We start from the raw sequence: 14223 nt of genomic DNA on the forward strand, positions 1-14223 counted from the left end.
GGGCGCGGGATCAAGGGCGCCCCTGCGGCCATTGCAGATCGAGCAATTTCCAGCCGGTTCCTGCCGTCTTCTGCACGGCGCACTGGTACTCGGAACGGACCATGGCCGCACCAAAACTGGCCTGTGCATGGAGTGCGCCTGAGGCCAGCCAGACGTCGGCCATCCCCGCCCAGCGCTTGTCGTTCGCTGGTGTGGCTGCCCGTGTCGTGTCCATCCTGGGTTTGCCCAGGGTCTTGAGCGCCGCCAGGGCGTATTGCTGGCAGGCGTAGCTGGCGTACAGCGCGTCGTCCTTCTCGGCCGCCTGCGTCAGGCCACAAGCCAGGACGAGGAGCAGGCCCCGACCGGCCTTACTGGCCCGCATCGCGGAACGACCGTAGCGGCGCCAGTTCCGGGAACTGGCCTGCCCGCTTTTCCTTCAGGGCCGTGACGGCTTCCATCACGTGCCTGTTGCTCCAGATCGCGCCTTGCAGCCAGCCCATCTGCTTGAGCGCGTCGTCCACGCCGTGGTCGCGCGCGTAGTGCAGGGCCTGCTTGCTGCCCCAGATGGCCACCGGCGGCTTGGATGCGATCTCCCTGGCCGTCTGCAAGACGCCGGCCAGCAAGGCTTGCGGCGTGTCGAACACCTGGTTGACCAGGCCGTAGCCCTGGGCCTGTGCCGCCGGCATGCGCCGGCCCGTGTAGGCCAGTTCCTTGACGACACCCAGCGGCATGAGTTTGGGCAGGCGCTGCAGGGTGCCCACATCGGCGACCATGCCGATATTGATCTCCTGGATGCAGAAGAAGGCATCCATCGTGGCGTAACGCAGGCAGCACGCGCTGACCATGTCCACCGCGCCGCCGATGCAGCCGCCCTGGATGGCTGCGATGACGGGGATGCGCAGCGTCTCCAGCCTGGTGAAGGTGGCCTGCATGTCGGTCAACAGGTCGAAGATGGCGGCACGGCCTTCCGCGCTCTTGTCGTCCAGCGTGATCGCGCCACTGAAGGTCTCCAGCGCCATGCCGGCGCTGAAATGCTTGCCGGTGCTGCTGATCACCAGCACACGCGCCTCGGTGCCGGCATGCAGCTGCGTGAGCACCTGGTCCAGTTCGCGCCAGAACTGCGGGTGCATGGTGTTCATCGCCTCGGGGCGATTCAGCACGAGGTGGGCGACGTGGTCGGTGATGGAAAGGGTAAAGCAGTGCAGGGTGTTCATGCCCCTACTTTACCCAGCTTGTGCTCAGGCCCGGCCGGACAACCAGTCGCAACGCAGGCGTTGCGCGCGGTGCGCGTGGGCACGCCAGGCCACGTAAAGCCTGGGAGCGGCGCTGCCCAGCAGGCACAGGGGCCCGATCCAGAGCAGGTCGAACATCAGCACCGGCATCCAGCCGACCCAGCCCATGAGCCAGCAGCACAGCACGCCATCCCAGAGCTGGTATTCCAGCGGATGGTCCTCCCTGTGCGCGACATGCCAGAGCCGGATACGCTTGATTTCTGCCAGGGTCAGGGGATGGTGCATGACGGCCTCCGCTGGGGACGGCTCCACTGTAAGTTTGACGTCAGCCCTTGTCAATGCCGGCCAAGCTGGCCGGCGGATCAGAACAGAGGCAGCGTATCTGCTCCTGAATCAATAGCACTCAATGAAGCACTGGCATGCGCATTTTTCTGCTGCGACGCAACATCGTCGGTGCCCAGGCGACGCAGCGAGCCGACGCGCACCCCCAGCAGGCGCAGGCGGCGGCTCAAGTCCACGCGCTTGAGGCACAGGCCCGCGGCCTGGCGCAGGATTTTGGCGTCTGCGGTGTAGTGCTCCAGGGTCAGATCGCGGGTGACGCTTTTGAAATCGTCGTAGCGCAGCTTGATGCCTATGGTGCGGCCTTCATAACCCTTGCGCTGCAGGTCGGCCGCCACGCGCTCGCACAGGCTCGTGAAGATGGCCCCAAGCTCGGCCTTGTCGCGCACGGCGTGCAGGTCACGCTCGAAGGTGGTTTCGCGGCTCAGCGAAACGGGTTCGCTTTCGGTCACCACGGGGCGTTCGTCACGCCCCCAAGCCGCATCAAACAGCCAGGCGCCGTAGCTTTTGCCAAAGTGCTCGATCAGCCAACCGGGCTCGCGCGCCGCCAGCTCGCCTATCGTCTGGATGCCGTGCGCCTTGAGTTTCTCGTCGGTCTTGGGGCCCACGCCGTTGATCTTGCGGCAGGGCAAGGGCCAGATCAGCGCCTGCAGGTCATCGGGCAAAACGACGGAAATGCCTCTGGGCTTGTTGAATTCGCTGGCCATCTTGGCAATGAGCTTGTTGGGCGCCACGCCGATGGAGCAGGTCAGGCCGGTGGCGTCGAAAATACTTTTCTGGATCAGACGCGCCAGGCTGCGTCCGCCATCGCGCTGGCCGCCCGGAACGTCGGTAAAGTCGATGTAGACCTCATCCACGCCGCGGTCCTCCATCACCGGCGCAATCTCGGTGATGACCTCCTTGAAGCGGCGCGAATACTTGCGGTATTCGTCGAAGTCCACCGGCAACAGGATGGCCTGCGGACACAACTTCGCGGCCTTCATCAAGCCCATGGCCGAGCCCACGCCGAACTGGCGTGCCGCATAGGTGGCGGTGGTGATGACACCGCGGCCGGTATAGTCCTTGAGCAGGGGAAAGTCGACCACCGGAATCTCGGCCAGCGGCAGGCCCGCATGGTCTTGCAGCAGCGCGTCGTCGTCGCGCCGCCGGCGCCCCCCGATGACCACCGGCAGGCTCTGGAGTTGCGGGTAGCGCAGCAACTCGACCGAGGCGTAGAACGCATCCATGTCCAGATGCGCGATGCGACGCAAGGCGGGTGAGCCAGTGCTGGCGGAGGGCAGGGAAATCACCCGGCTAGCATAGCGCGCCGGCGCAGGCAGAATAGGTGCTGGAACCCCCTGCCATTCGGGAGACACCATGCAAAAACGTCACTTTCTGGCCGCCCTCGGCGCCACCACCCTGGCGAACGCCGCACCGGCCGCGCAGGACCGCCCGCAGCGGACCGGCCCCACCCTGCTGACCGTGACCGGCGCCATCGGCCACGGCAACCGCGGCCCGCTGGACAAGGCGCTGGACCAGATGATGGTCAAGCAGCAACTGGCTTTCGACAAGGCCCACGTCTTTGATTTCGAGGCCCTGCGCGCGCTGCCCAGCATCACCATCAAGCCGACGCTGGAATACGACGCCAAGGTCCACACCCTGCGGGGTCCGCTGCTGGGGCAGGTCATCGAGGCCACGGGTGCCCGCATGGACAACACCCTCAAGCTGGTGCTGCGCGCCATCGACGGCTACAACGTCACCTTGACGTTGGCGCAGGCGCGTCGTTACCGCTTCATCATCGCCACCCACCTGGACGGCCAGCCCATGCCACTGGGCGGCCTGGGCCCGCTATGGGCGGTGTTCGACGCCGACCGGCACGCGGATGTGATGGCCCGGCCGCTGGTCGAGCGTTATGCGCAATGCCCCTGGGGCCTGTACCACCTGGAAGTGCAGGCGACTCAGGCCGTCGGGTAAGTCCCGGGCAGCAGGATGTTGCGGTCCACCGTGTTGATGTCGGTATGGCCGCAGAAGGCCATGGTGATGTCGAGCTCGTTGCGGATGATCTGCAGCGCCTTGGTCACGCCGGCCTCGCCCATGGCACCCAGGCCGTAGACCATGGAGCGGCCGATGTAGACACCGCGCGCGCCCAGCGCCCGCGCCTTGAGCACGTCCTGCCCGGAGCGGATGCCGCCGTCCATGTGCACCTCGATCTGCTGGCCCACGGCCTGCACGATGGCCGGCAGGGAGTTGATGCTGGAGTCGGCGCCGTCGAGCTGGCGACCGCCGTGATTGGAAACGATCAGGGCATCGGCACCGGAGTTGACGGCGAGTTTCGCGTCCTCCACGTCCTGGATGCCCTTGAGGATGATCTTGCCGCCCCAGCGCTTCTTGATCCATTCCACGTCGCCCCAGTTCAGGCGCGGGTCGAACTGCTGGTTGGTCCAGGCCGACAGCGAGCTCATGTTCTCCACCCCGTGCACGTGGCCCACGATGTTGCCGAACTCGCGGCGCTTGGCCCCCAGCATGCCCAGGGCCCAGCGCGGCTTGCTGGCGATGTTGATGATGTTGGGCAGGGTGAGCTTGGGCGGCGCCGACAGGCCGTTCTTCAGGTCCTTGTGGCGCTGGCCGATGATCTGCAGGTCCAGCGTGATCACCAGGGCCGAACAGTTGGCCGCCTTGGCGCGGTCGATCAGGCGCTCGATGAAGTCGCGGTCCTTCATGACGTAAAGCTGAAACCAGAAGGGGTGCCCGCCCGTGCCCTCGGCCACGTCCTCGATCGAGCAGATGCTCATGGTCGAGAGCGTGAACGGAATGCCGAAGGCCTTGGCCGCACGCGCCGCCAGGATCTCGCCGTTGGCGTGCTGCATGCCCGTCAGGCCCACCGGGGCGATGGCCACCGGCATGGCCACCTCCTGGCCGATCATGGTGCTGCGCGTGGTGCGGCCCTCCATGTTGACGGCCACACGCTGGCGCAGCTTGATCTTCTGGAAGTCGCTTTCGTTGGCGCGGTAGGTGCTTTCGGTCCAGGAACCGCTGTCGGCGTAGTCGTAGAACATGCGCGGCACGCGCTTCTGGGCCAGCACGCGCAGGTCTTCGATGTTGGTGATGACGGGCATCGTTTTGTCTCCTGTATGTCTCTCAATGTTAAATGCTCGGGGCCCGGCCTGGCCGTGCCCCTCAATCTCCAAAGCAGATGCCGAGGTCGCGCCCGGTCTGCAGGGTGTCGCTGTCGGGCGGCACCGCCTTCATGCGGCCGGCCACGTCCTCCAGCGGGACGTAGATGACATTCGGGTGCGACAGGGCCACCATCACGCCCGAGTGCCCGTCGTCCAGCGCGCGCACGGCGGCCGTGCCGAAACGCTTGGCCGCCAGGCGGTCAAAGGTGGTGGGGCTGCCGCCGCGCAGCAGGTGCCCCAGCACCACCACCCGCGCATCCTTGCCGGTCAGCCCGGCCAGCTCCCTGGCCACCTGCTCGCCGATACCGCCCAGGCGCTCGGCATGGCCAGCCTCGGCCGCCGCCAGCAGGGCACGCTGGCCCTGGCGAGGCTGCGCACCTTCAGCCACCACCACCAGCGAGTACAGGCGGCCATGGGCGTCTCGCTCGCGGATGGCGGCCGCCACTTTCTCGATGTCATAGGGCAGCTCGGGCATCAGGATGGCGTGCGCGCCACCCGAGATGCCCGCGTGCAGGGCGATCCAGCCGGCGTAGCGCCCCATCACCTCCACCACCATCACACGCTGGTGACTCTCGGCCGTGCTGTGCAGGCGGTCCAGGCATTCGGTGGCGAAGGCGACGGCGGTGTCGAAGCCAAAGGTGGTGTGGGTCTTGTCCAGGTCGTTGTCGATGGTCTTGGGCACGCCCACCACACGCAGGCCCCGGCGGTGCAGCTCGTTGCCTATGGTCAAGGTGCCGTCGCCCCCCGCGATGACCAGCGCATCGATGCCCTCGCGCCGGAAGTAGTCCAGGATCTCGCCGGAGCGGTCCTGCTCGACCACGCGGCCGTCGGTCTGGCGTACGGGGTAGTGAAAAGGATCGCCCTTGTTGGTGGTGCCCAGGATGGTTCCGCCCAGGTGGGCGATGCCGCGCACGCGGTCGCGGGTGAGCAGCTCCACGCCGCCCTGGGCGTAGTGCTGCGGCGACAGGATGCCGTTGAAGCCGTCGCGAATGCCCACGCATTCCCAGCCGCGATTGGCCGCAGCCCAGACCACCGAACTGATGACGGCGTTCAGGCCTGGGGCGTCACCACCCCCGGTGCTGATGGCGATGCGTCGGATGGGCTGCGTCATGCGCGTTTGATGATCAGGCGCAGGGCTGATCCGGCGCATGACCGCAGGAGGGCAGCGCTGCCGAGTCGGCCGCGGCGCCTTCCTTGAAAGTCTCGGTCGCGGTGTCGTAACCCTTTTCCTGCAGATAGCTCACCAGGCCGGCGTCCATGCCGCTGGCGTGCGAGGGGAACCACTCGACCAGGGCCTCGATCATGCTGCCGATGTATTCCATCTCGCCATTGAGCGCGCGGCGCTCGACTTCCTGCATCACCTGCAGCACGCTGGCATGCTGGCCGAAATGGCAGAAGTCGGGCTGGATGCCGCAGGCGAGCATCCAGCGCTCTTCCTGGGCGAAGTGCTCGATGGTGTGCTGGACCAGTTGACGGTAGACGCCCAGCTTCTGATCGGCCGCTGCCGCCGTGGTGGCGTTGACCAGGTCGATGAACTCCTGGTGGGTGTGGTCGGTGCGCGGGTCGCCGAGCAGCAGTTCGTCGGTCCAGCTCAGGGTGTGGGTAGAGGACATCGCTTGTCTTTCGGGTGTCAGTTGAGGCGGGCGCGATGGCGTTCGATCTGCGCCCGCACCTGGACCGGCGCCGTCCCGCCCAGCGTGTGGCGCGCATTGAGCGAGCCCCGCAGCGAGAGCACGTCATAGACGTCCTTCTCGATGCTCTTGTTGAACTGCTGCAGCACGGTCAGCGGCAGCTCGGACAGGTCGCAGGCATGCGTGATGGCCGCCTTGACCGCGTGCGCCACGGTCTCGTGCGCGTCGCGGAAAGGCAGGCCCTTCTTGACCAGGTAGTCGGCCAGGTCGGTGGCGGTGGCATAGCCCTTGAGGGCGGCCTGCTCCATGGCCTGCGCGTTCACCGTGATGCCGCCTTCGAGCGTGCCGGTGGCGGGATTGCGTTGACCGCCCACCATCTCGGTGAAGATGCGCAGCGTGTCCTTCAAGGTGTCCACCGTGTCGAACAGCGGTTCCTTGTCTTCCTGGTTGTCCTTGTTGTAGGCCAGGGGCTGGCCTTTCATCAGGGTGATCAGGCCCATGAGGTGGCCCACCACACGACCGGTCTTGCCGCGCGCGAGCTCGGGCACGTCCGGGTTCTTCTTCTGCGGCATGATGGACGAGCCGGTGGTGAAGCGGTCCGCAATCTTGATGAAACCGAAGTTCTGGCTCATCCACAGGATCAGCTCCTCGCTCAGGCGGCTGACATGCACCATGACCAGGGAGGCGGCAGCGGTGAACTCGATGGCAAAGTCGCGGTCGCTCACGGCGTCCAGGCTGTTCTGGCAGACGCCGTCCATGCCCAGGGTCTTGGCCACGCGCTCGCGGTCCAGCGGGTAGCTCGTTCCCGCCAGGGCCGCGCTGCCCAGCGGCAGGCGGTTCACGCGCTTGCGCACGTCGGCCATGCGCTCGGCGTCGCGCGCAAACATCTCCACATAGGCCAGCATGTGGTGGCCAAAGCTCACGGGCTGGGCCACCTGCAGGTGGGTGAAGCCCGGCAGGATCACCTCCACGTTCTGCTCGGCCACCGTCACCAGGGCCTTTTGCAGGTCCACCAGCAGGTTGCCGATGAGGTCGATCTCGGTGCGCAGCCACAGGCGCACATCGGTGGCCACCTGGTCGTTGCGGCTGCGGCCCGTGTGCAGGCGCTTGCCGGCGTCACCCACCAGATGGGTCAGGCGAGCCTCGATGTTGAGGTGCACGTCCTCCAGGTCGAGCTTCCACTCAAACTGGCCGGTCTCGATCTCGGCGATGATCTGGGCCATGCCGTCGCGGATGGCGGCGAGGTCGGCGGCGCCGATGATGCCCTGCGCGGCCAGCATCTCGGCGTGCGCCAGGCTGCCGGTGATGTCGGCATGCCACAGGCGCTTGTCGAAAAAGACGCTGGCCGTGTAGCGCTTGACCAGATCGCTCATGGGTTCGGAGAACAGCGCCGACCAGGCTTGGGATTTCTTGTCGAGTTGGTTTTGGGACATGGCGGGCGGGCGTAAAAGAGAAGGGAGCGAGGGACCGGCGTGATAGCCATTGTGCGACCACAGCCAATTCACCAATAATGGGGTCGGCCCCAAGGCCGATCCCCAGCATCTATGAGAGACACCCAGATTTTATCGGCCTTCCAGGAACTGGCCCCGGAGCGCCCGGCCAGCGCTGCGCCCGCCGTGCTGCTGTACGACGCCTGCCAGGTCGGGGTAGCCCTGCGTGCCGTGCTTTTCGTGGAGGCCGTGGTGGCTGTGGGCGCCATGTACGGCACCAACACCGCGCTGGACTGGATCGTGCGCCTGGCCCTGCTGACCGGCAGCGCCCTGCCGGCCACGGTGTTCTGGCTGGTCGTGGCCTGCCTCTTCAAGCGCCCGCTGGGGCGCCTGCCGCGCCAGGCCCAGTACGGCGCCGGCGTGCTGCTGGGCGCCCTGGCCGGCCTCTACGGCTGCAGCATGCTTTTGCTGGCCGGCCTGCTCAGCCCCGCCCCCTGGCTGGCCAGTGCCGCCAGCGGCGCCCTGCTGGCCGGCGTGCTGGTGGCCGTGCTGGCCCTGCGAGCGCGCGGACGCATGCCGGCCGACACTGCAGCCCGCCTGTCCGAGCTGCAGTCGCGCATCCGGCCTCACTTCCTCTTCAACACCCTCAACAGCGCCATCGCCCTGGTGCGTGCCGAACCGGCCAAGGCCGAAGCCCTGCTGGAAGACCTGAGCGACCTGTTCCGCCACGCCCTGGTGGACCAGGGCGAGTCGGTCACACTGGGCGACGAGATCGCGCTGGCCCGGCGTTACCTGGACATCGAACAGGTGCGCTTCGGCGAACGCCTGCAGCTCCAATGGGCGCTCGACCCGCTGGCCGACGGCGCCCGCCTGCCGCCGCTGCTGCTGCAACCCCTGCTGGAAAACGCCGTGCGCCACGGCGTGGAGCCCAGCCCAACCGGGGCGCAGATCCGCATCTCCACCCAGCGCCGCGGCTCCACCGTAGTGATCAAGGTGACCAACACCGTGCCGTCGGGCCCCGGCCCGCACGGCCATGGCGTGGCGCTGGACAATGTGCGTGACCGCCTGCGCCTGCTGCACGACGTGCAGTGCAGCTTCCAGACGGTGCACAAGGACGGCATCTACCAGGTGCGCATGGAGGTGCCGGCATGACGACGCTGCGGGTCCTGATCGTCGACGACGAGGCCCTGGCGCGCAGTCGCCTGCGCACCCTGCTGGGCGACTGCAAGGCACCCGCGGCCAGCGTGGAAGGCGAAGCCGCCAACGCCACCCAGGCCATCGAGCTGCTGCGCCGCCAGCCCTACGACCTGGCCTTGCTGGACATCCACATGCCCGGCGCCGACGGTTTGACGCTGGCGCAGACCCTGCACACCCTGCCTCGCCCTCCGGCGGTGGTCTTCGTGACCGCGCACGCCGAACACGCCGTGCGGGCCTTCGAGCTGGAGGCGGCGGACTACCTGACCAAGCCGGTGCGCCTGGAACGCCTGCAACAGGCCCTGCAGAAGGTGGAGCGCCTGCTGCGCAACCGCCCGGATGCCGCCACGGCAGCGCCCGAAGAGGTGCTGCTGATCCAGGAACGCGGCCGTACCGAACGCGTGCCGCTGGCCGAAGTGCTCTACTTCAAGGCCGAGCTCAAGTACATCACGGTGCGCACGCCGGCCAAGACCTACATCCTGGACGGTGCCCTGAGCGAACTCGAAGAGAAATATGCCGCCCGGTTCATGCGTGTCCATCGCAATGCCCTGGTGGCCCGCCGTGCCGTGCGGGCATTGGAGAAGCACTACGATCCCGAAGAGGGCGAGGGCTGGGCCGTACGCCTGAGTGGCTCGGACGAGCTGCTTTCGGTGTCACGCCGGCAGCTGGCCGCCGTGCGCGAGGCCATCGCCTCGAATTGAACCGCTGAACAACAACAGGAGAACGTGATGATGGAACTGCTGACGGACCCCCAGGCGTGGATCGCCTTTGCCACCCTGACCATGCTGGAGCTGGTGCTGGGGATCGACAACATCATCTTCATCTCCATCCTGGTCGACAAGCTCCCCCCCGAAAAACGTGTACTGGCACGCCGGCTGGGCCTGTTCATGGCCATGTTCATGCGCATCGGCCTGCTGCTGGTCCTGTCCTGGATCATCGGCCTGGTGGCCCCCCTGTTCACGGTGTTCAACCAGGAGATTTCGGGGCGTGACCTGATCCTGATCGCCGGCGGCCTGTTCCTGATCTGGAAGAGCACCGGCGAGATCCACCAGTCGCTCGAAGGCGAAGAAGGCCATTCCTCCGGCGCCGTGAAAGCCACCTTCACCGCCGTGATCCTGCAGATCATGGTCATCGACCTGGTGTTCTCGCTGGACTCGATCATCACCGCCGTGGGCATGGTGGACGAAATCGCCGTCATGATCGCTGCGGTGATTGCCTCGGTGGCGCTGATGATGGTGTTTGCCGGGGCCATCGGCCGTTTCGTGTCGGACCACCCCAGCATCAAGATGCTGGCCCTGTCCTTCCTGGTCGTGGTCGGCGTGGTGCTGTTGGCCGAAGGTTTCGACCACCACGTGCCCAAGGGCTACGTCTACTTTGCCATGGCCTTCTCGGTGGGGGTGGAGATGCTCAACATCCGCATGCGCAAGCGCTCCGCCAAGCCGGTGCACCTGCACAACGAGTACACGCGCGAGCGCTGAGCCGCCGCGCGAGTCCGCTTACTGGCGGATCACGTCGGCGCCGGCCGGCGCCTTGAAGCGGAAGGTCTCGGGCGGCAGGCCCACATTGAGCTGCACGCGGGTGAAGGTCAGCACCGAGCGCTGGCCGAAGTTGTCGACGATCTCCAGCGCCGCCAGCTCGGCCGTCTTCTTGCCACCCAACTCGACTTCGCGCAAGCCCACGCGCACGGTCTGCACCTGGCCGTCGCGCGCGCGCGGCGTCGCCACCACCCACTGCAGGCCCTCGCGCTCGGGCCCGTTGGCCAGCTGGTAATCGGCCTGCAGGGCACGCATATCGGGCGCCGCGGCAATCAGCGCCGCGGGCGTGCTGCCCAGGGCGCTGGCCTGGGCGCGCGCCGTGACCTGGTTCAGGTCGACGTCGTGCAGCCACAGGGTCTGGCCATCGGCCACGATGGTCTGGGCCAGGGGCTTGCCATAGACGAAACGGAAGCGCCCCGGGCGCTGGAACTCGAAGCTGCCGCTGGAGGTGCGCGTGCGCGCCAGCTGCCCCTCGCGCGGCGGCGCCGTCACCACCTGGATGAAATCGGCGCGGCCGCTGGTCGCGGTCTTGAGGAAGAGTTCGAGCGCACCCAGGCCATCGGCTCTAGCCGCCATGGCACAAGACGCTATCGAAATAATAGCAATCAATTTTTTCATGGAATTCACTCCGCGCGCGCCGGCACCAGGATGTCGCGCTGGCCGTTGGTGCTCATGGCGCTGACCAGGCCGGCCTTCTCCATGTCTTCCACCAGGCGCGCCGCGCGGTTGTAGCCGATCTTCAAATGACGCTGCACCAGCGAGATGCTGGCCTTGCGGTTCTTCAGGACGATTTCCACCGCCTGGTCGTACATGGGGTCCTTCTCGCCACTGGGGCCGCCCTCGCCCAAGGGGCCGTCTTCGCCATCGACCGTGCCGCCCTCGAGCACGCCCTCGATGTAGTCGGGTTCCCCCTGGCTCTTGAGGTACTTGACCACCCGGTGCACCTCCTCGTCGCTCACAAAGGCACCGTGCACGCGGATGGGCAGGCCGGTACCGCTGGCCATGTAGAGCATGTCGCCCATGCCCAGCAGGGCTTCGGCGCCCATCTGGTCGAGGATGGTGCGGCTGTCAATCTTGCTGCTGACCTGGAAGGCGATACGCGTGGGGATGTTGGCCTTGATCAGGCCGGTGATCACGTCCACGCTGGGGCGCTGGGTGGCCAGGATCAGGTGGATGCCGGCGGCGCGGGCCTTCTGCGCCAGGCGCGCGATCAGCTCCTCGATCTTCTTGCCCACCACCATCATGAGGTCGGCCAGCTCGTCAATCACGACGACGATGTGGGGCAGCCGGTCCAGCGGCTCGGGCGATTCGGGGGTCAGGCTGAAGGGGTTGTAGACAAACTCGCCCCTGGCCTTGGCCTCGTCGATCTTGTGGTTGTAACCGGCCAGGTTGCGCACCCCTAGCTTGCTCATGATCTTGTAACGGCGCTCCATCTCGGCCACACACCAGGTCAGGCCATGTGCGGCCTGTTTCATGTCGGTGACCACGGGCGCCAGCAGGTGCGGGATGCCCTCGTAGACCGACATCTCCAGCATCTTGGGGTCGATCATGAGCAGGCGCACGTCGCGCGCCTCGGCCTTGTAGAGCAGGCTCAGGATCATGGCGTTGATCCCGACCGACTTGCCAGAACCCGTGGTACCCGCCACCAGCACGTGCGGCATCTTGGCCAGGTCGGCCACCACGGGGTTGCCCACGATGTCCTTGCCCAGGCCCATGGTCAGCATGGACTTGGCCTCGTTGTAGACCTGCGAGCCCAGGATCTCGGAGAGCTTGATGGACTGGCGCTTCGCATTGGGCAATTCGAGAGCCATGGTGGTCTTGCCGGGGATGGTCTCGACCACGCGGATCGAGACCAGGCTGAGCGAACGCGCCAGGTCCTTGGCCAGGCCCACGATCTGCGAGCCTTTCACCCCCGTGGCCGGTTCGATCTCGTAGCGTGTGATCACCGGGCCGGGCTGGGCCAGCACCACGCGCACGTCGACGCCGAAGTCCTTGAGCCGCTTCTCGATCATGCGGCTGGTCATCTCCAGCGTCTCTGGGGCGACGGTTTCCTGGCGCGTCTGCGCACCGTCCAGCAGGTCGACCTGCGGCAGCTTGGAATCGGGCATGTCGCTGAACAGGGGCTTCTGGCGCTCCTTGGCCACGCGCGTGCTCTGCGGCACCTCCACCAGCACCGGTTCGATCAATACCGGCGGTGCATGCTGCTCGATGATCTCCTCGCGCTCCTCCAGCACCCCCTCTTCGCGTTCACGCGCGGCCTGCTGGCCCAGGGCCAGGTCCTGCGCCATCTCGCGGCGGGCGCGGCGCGATTCGATGCGATCGTGGATCCAGCCGCCGATGCGCTCGGCCACGTGGCCCCAGGAAAAACGGAACACCAGGCCCATGGCCAGCACCCACAGGCCGATCGCCAGCAGCGCCGAGCCGGTCACCCCCAGCCAGCGCAAGGCCAGCGGCCCCACCAGATAACCCAGCACCCCACCGGCATGCCCCGGCAGACGCGGCTCCAGGCTGTAGAAGCGCGCCCATTCGATCGCCGTGCTGGCCAGCATAAGCAAGGCCAGGCCGATCCAGAAACTCCAGCGGCTGGCCACGAAACGAGCCAACAGCGCGGGGCGGGCAGTCTCCTGCGTCTCGGGCAGTTCATGGGCACGCAGCCAGCGCGCCAACGCCGAGAGCCAGCCGCGCACGGCGGCCGCAAAACACCACCAGACCGAGAAGCCGAAGAGGTAATAACTCGCATCGGCCAGCCAGGCCCCGAGCTGGCCGCCGCGGTTGCGCACCGGGCCGCCATCGCCGGACGTGGACCCGGCGGCGTCGAGCAGGTTGTGGCTGGTCAGGGCCAGCAGCCAGTAGGCCAGCAGCACCAAACTGACGAAAAGCAGCACTTCGCCGGCAAAACGGCCCCGCCCGCTGCGGGTGGGCGCCGCGGCGCCGGGGTCTTCGGAATGGAGCGTGTGGAGTCGGTAGGTCATGTAGACAGGGAAAGGGCGCCTTCACGCGGGGTGACGCGCCGCATTCAGCGCGGCTTGGAGCGTCGTTCCTTGACGTGCATGGCGCCGCCTTCGAGCGGGGTCACGAAACCCTGCTCCTCGAAATCCTTCATGACACGGCTGACCATCTCGCGCGAGGCACCGACCATCTTGGCGATGTCCTGACGCGACAGCTTGTCGCGGATGATCATGTCGCCCGCCGGGGCAGCCTTGGCCGCATCGAGCAGCACATTGGCCACCCGGCCGTAGACGCTCATCAAGGCCAGCGAGCCGATCTTGCGATCAGCGTGGCGCAGGCGCTGCACCAGGCCACGCATGATGCCGTAGGCCATGGGGGCGCTGTCGGCCAGGCTGCGCAGGAACTCGGCGCGCCCCAGTTCCAGCACATCGGTCTGGGTCTCGGCCTCGACCGAGGCCGAGTGGACATCGTTGTCGATCAGGCTCATCTCGCCGAAATAGTCGCCCGACTGCAAGGTGGCCAGGATGACCTCGCGCCCGTTGCCGGTGTCGGTCATGAGCACGCGCGCTCGTCCGGAAAGGATGATGGACAGGGCATCCGATTTCTCTCCCTGCTGGACGATGCGTTCGCCACGCTTGACGCGGCGCTTGACCACCGCAGCGGCGAGCGCGTGGAGCTGGTCGTCCGACAGCATGGAAAACAGCGGAACCCGGCGCAACAAATCCTGGTTGGTCAGCATTGACATAGTTCGGTCATTCTGCGCGTGCGTTGTTGAGTTC

The 14223-nt window shown here is 66.7% G+C and carries 15 protein-coding genes; 4 read left to right on the plus strand and 11 right to left on the minus strand.

Translation table 11 applies throughout. The annotated features are described in order from the left end of the window. Positions 1-10 precede the first annotated feature (10 nt). From AC1RRP_RS18700 to dinB, 4 genes are all read right to left on the minus strand, one after another. A complete protein-coding gene (locus tag AC1RRP_RS18700) occupies positions 11-361 on the minus strand; it encodes a hypothetical protein (protein ID WP_493038881.1) in 351 nt (116 codons plus the stop codon). After that, complete coding sequence (locus AC1RRP_RS18705) at positions 348-1193, minus strand: enoyl-CoA hydratase-related protein (RefSeq protein ID WP_493038882.1); 846 nt, start codon at positions 1191-1193, stop codon at positions 348-350. Before AC1RRP_RS18705 ends, AC1RRP_RS18700 begins: the two co-directional genes overlap by 14 nt. A gap of 24 nt (positions 1194-1217) precedes the next feature. Then, positions 1218-1496, minus strand: a complete 279-nt coding sequence (locus tag AC1RRP_RS18710) for a hypothetical protein (RefSeq protein ID WP_493038883.1) — start codon at positions 1494-1496, stop codon at positions 1218-1220. 77 nt (positions 1497-1573) lie between these two features. Continuing rightward, positions 1574-2776, minus strand: coding sequence for a DNA polymerase IV (gene dinB, locus AC1RRP_RS18715; RefSeq protein ID WP_493038884.1), 1203 nt, complete (start codon positions 2774-2776; stop codon positions 1574-1576). A 130-nt stretch (positions 2777-2906) separates the two neighbouring features. On the opposite strand from dinB, the gene AC1RRP_RS18720 reads away from it, so the two are divergent. Then, positions 2907-3503: a putative pterin-binding protein gene (locus AC1RRP_RS18720; protein WP_493038885.1), complete on the plus strand. Its 597-nt coding sequence runs from the start codon at positions 2907-2909 to the stop codon at positions 3501-3503. Here the strand turns inward: AC1RRP_RS18720 and AC1RRP_RS18725 are convergent. From AC1RRP_RS18725 to argH, 4 genes are all read right to left on the minus strand, one after another. Next, entirely contained in the window at positions 3488-4645 is a 1158-nt protein-coding gene (locus tag AC1RRP_RS18725) for an alpha-hydroxy acid oxidase (RefSeq protein WP_493038886.1), read from the minus strand. The two genes, AC1RRP_RS18720 and AC1RRP_RS18725, sit on opposite strands and share 16 nt — an antisense overlap. 61 nt (positions 4646-4706) lie before the next feature. Continuing rightward, on the minus strand, positions 4707-5816 hold the full coding sequence (locus tag AC1RRP_RS18730; protein ID WP_493038887.1) for a 6-phosphofructokinase: 1110 nt from the start codon (positions 5814-5816) through the stop codon (positions 4707-4709). A gap of 13 nt (positions 5817-5829) precedes the next feature. Continuing rightward, positions 5830-6318, minus strand: a complete 489-nt coding sequence (locus AC1RRP_RS18735; protein ID WP_493038888.1) for a hemerythrin domain-containing protein — start codon at positions 6316-6318, stop codon at positions 5830-5832. 17 nt (positions 6319-6335) lie between these two features. Beyond that, entirely contained in the window at positions 6336-7769 is a 1434-nt protein-coding gene (argH, locus tag AC1RRP_RS18740; RefSeq protein WP_493038889.1) for an argininosuccinate lyase, read from the minus strand. A 111-nt stretch (positions 7770-7880) separates the two neighbouring features. Here argH and AC1RRP_RS18745 point away from each other — a divergent pair, with 111 nt between their 5' ends. Genes AC1RRP_RS18745 through AC1RRP_RS18755 form a run of 3 tightly spaced genes read left to right on the plus strand, consistent with a single transcriptional unit; the run spans position 7881 to position 10438 of the window. Further along, positions 7881-8918: a sensor histidine kinase gene (locus AC1RRP_RS18745; protein WP_493038890.1), complete on the plus strand. Its 1038-nt coding sequence runs from the start codon at positions 7881-7883 to the stop codon at positions 8916-8918. Further along, positions 8915-9661: a LytR/AlgR family response regulator transcription factor gene (locus AC1RRP_RS18750; protein WP_493038891.1), complete on the plus strand. Its 747-nt coding sequence runs from the start codon at positions 8915-8917 to the stop codon at positions 9659-9661. Before AC1RRP_RS18745 ends, AC1RRP_RS18750 begins: the two co-directional genes overlap by 4 nt. 27 nt (positions 9662-9688) lie before the next feature. Then, on the plus strand, positions 9689-10438 hold the full coding sequence (locus AC1RRP_RS18755) for a TerC family protein (RefSeq protein ID WP_493038892.1): 750 nt from the start codon (positions 9689-9691) through the stop codon (positions 10436-10438). An 18-nt stretch (positions 10439-10456) separates the two neighbouring features. Here AC1RRP_RS18755 and lolA read toward each other — a convergent pair whose 3' ends face one another. From lolA to AC1RRP_RS18770, 3 genes are read right to left on the minus strand one after another with little or no spacing between them, the layout of a single operon-like run. Next, entirely contained in the window at positions 10457-11113 is a 657-nt protein-coding gene (lolA, locus tag AC1RRP_RS18760) for an outer membrane lipoprotein periplasmic chaperone LolA (protein WP_493038893.1), read from the minus strand. Between the two features lie 5 nt (positions 11114-11118). After that, positions 11119-13467 (minus strand): DNA translocase FtsK, encoded by a 2349-nt coding sequence (locus AC1RRP_RS18765; RefSeq protein WP_493038894.1) that lies wholly within the window; start codon positions 13465-13467, stop codon positions 11119-11121. A 44-nt stretch (positions 13468-13511) separates the two neighbouring features. Next, on the minus strand, positions 13512-14189 hold the full coding sequence (locus AC1RRP_RS18770; protein ID WP_493038895.1) for a Crp/Fnr family transcriptional regulator: 678 nt from the start codon (positions 14187-14189) through the stop codon (positions 13512-13514). Positions 14190-14223 lie beyond the last annotated feature (34 nt).

The sequence above is a fragment of the Hylemonella sp. GW821-FHT12C09 genome, assembly GCF_058807395.1.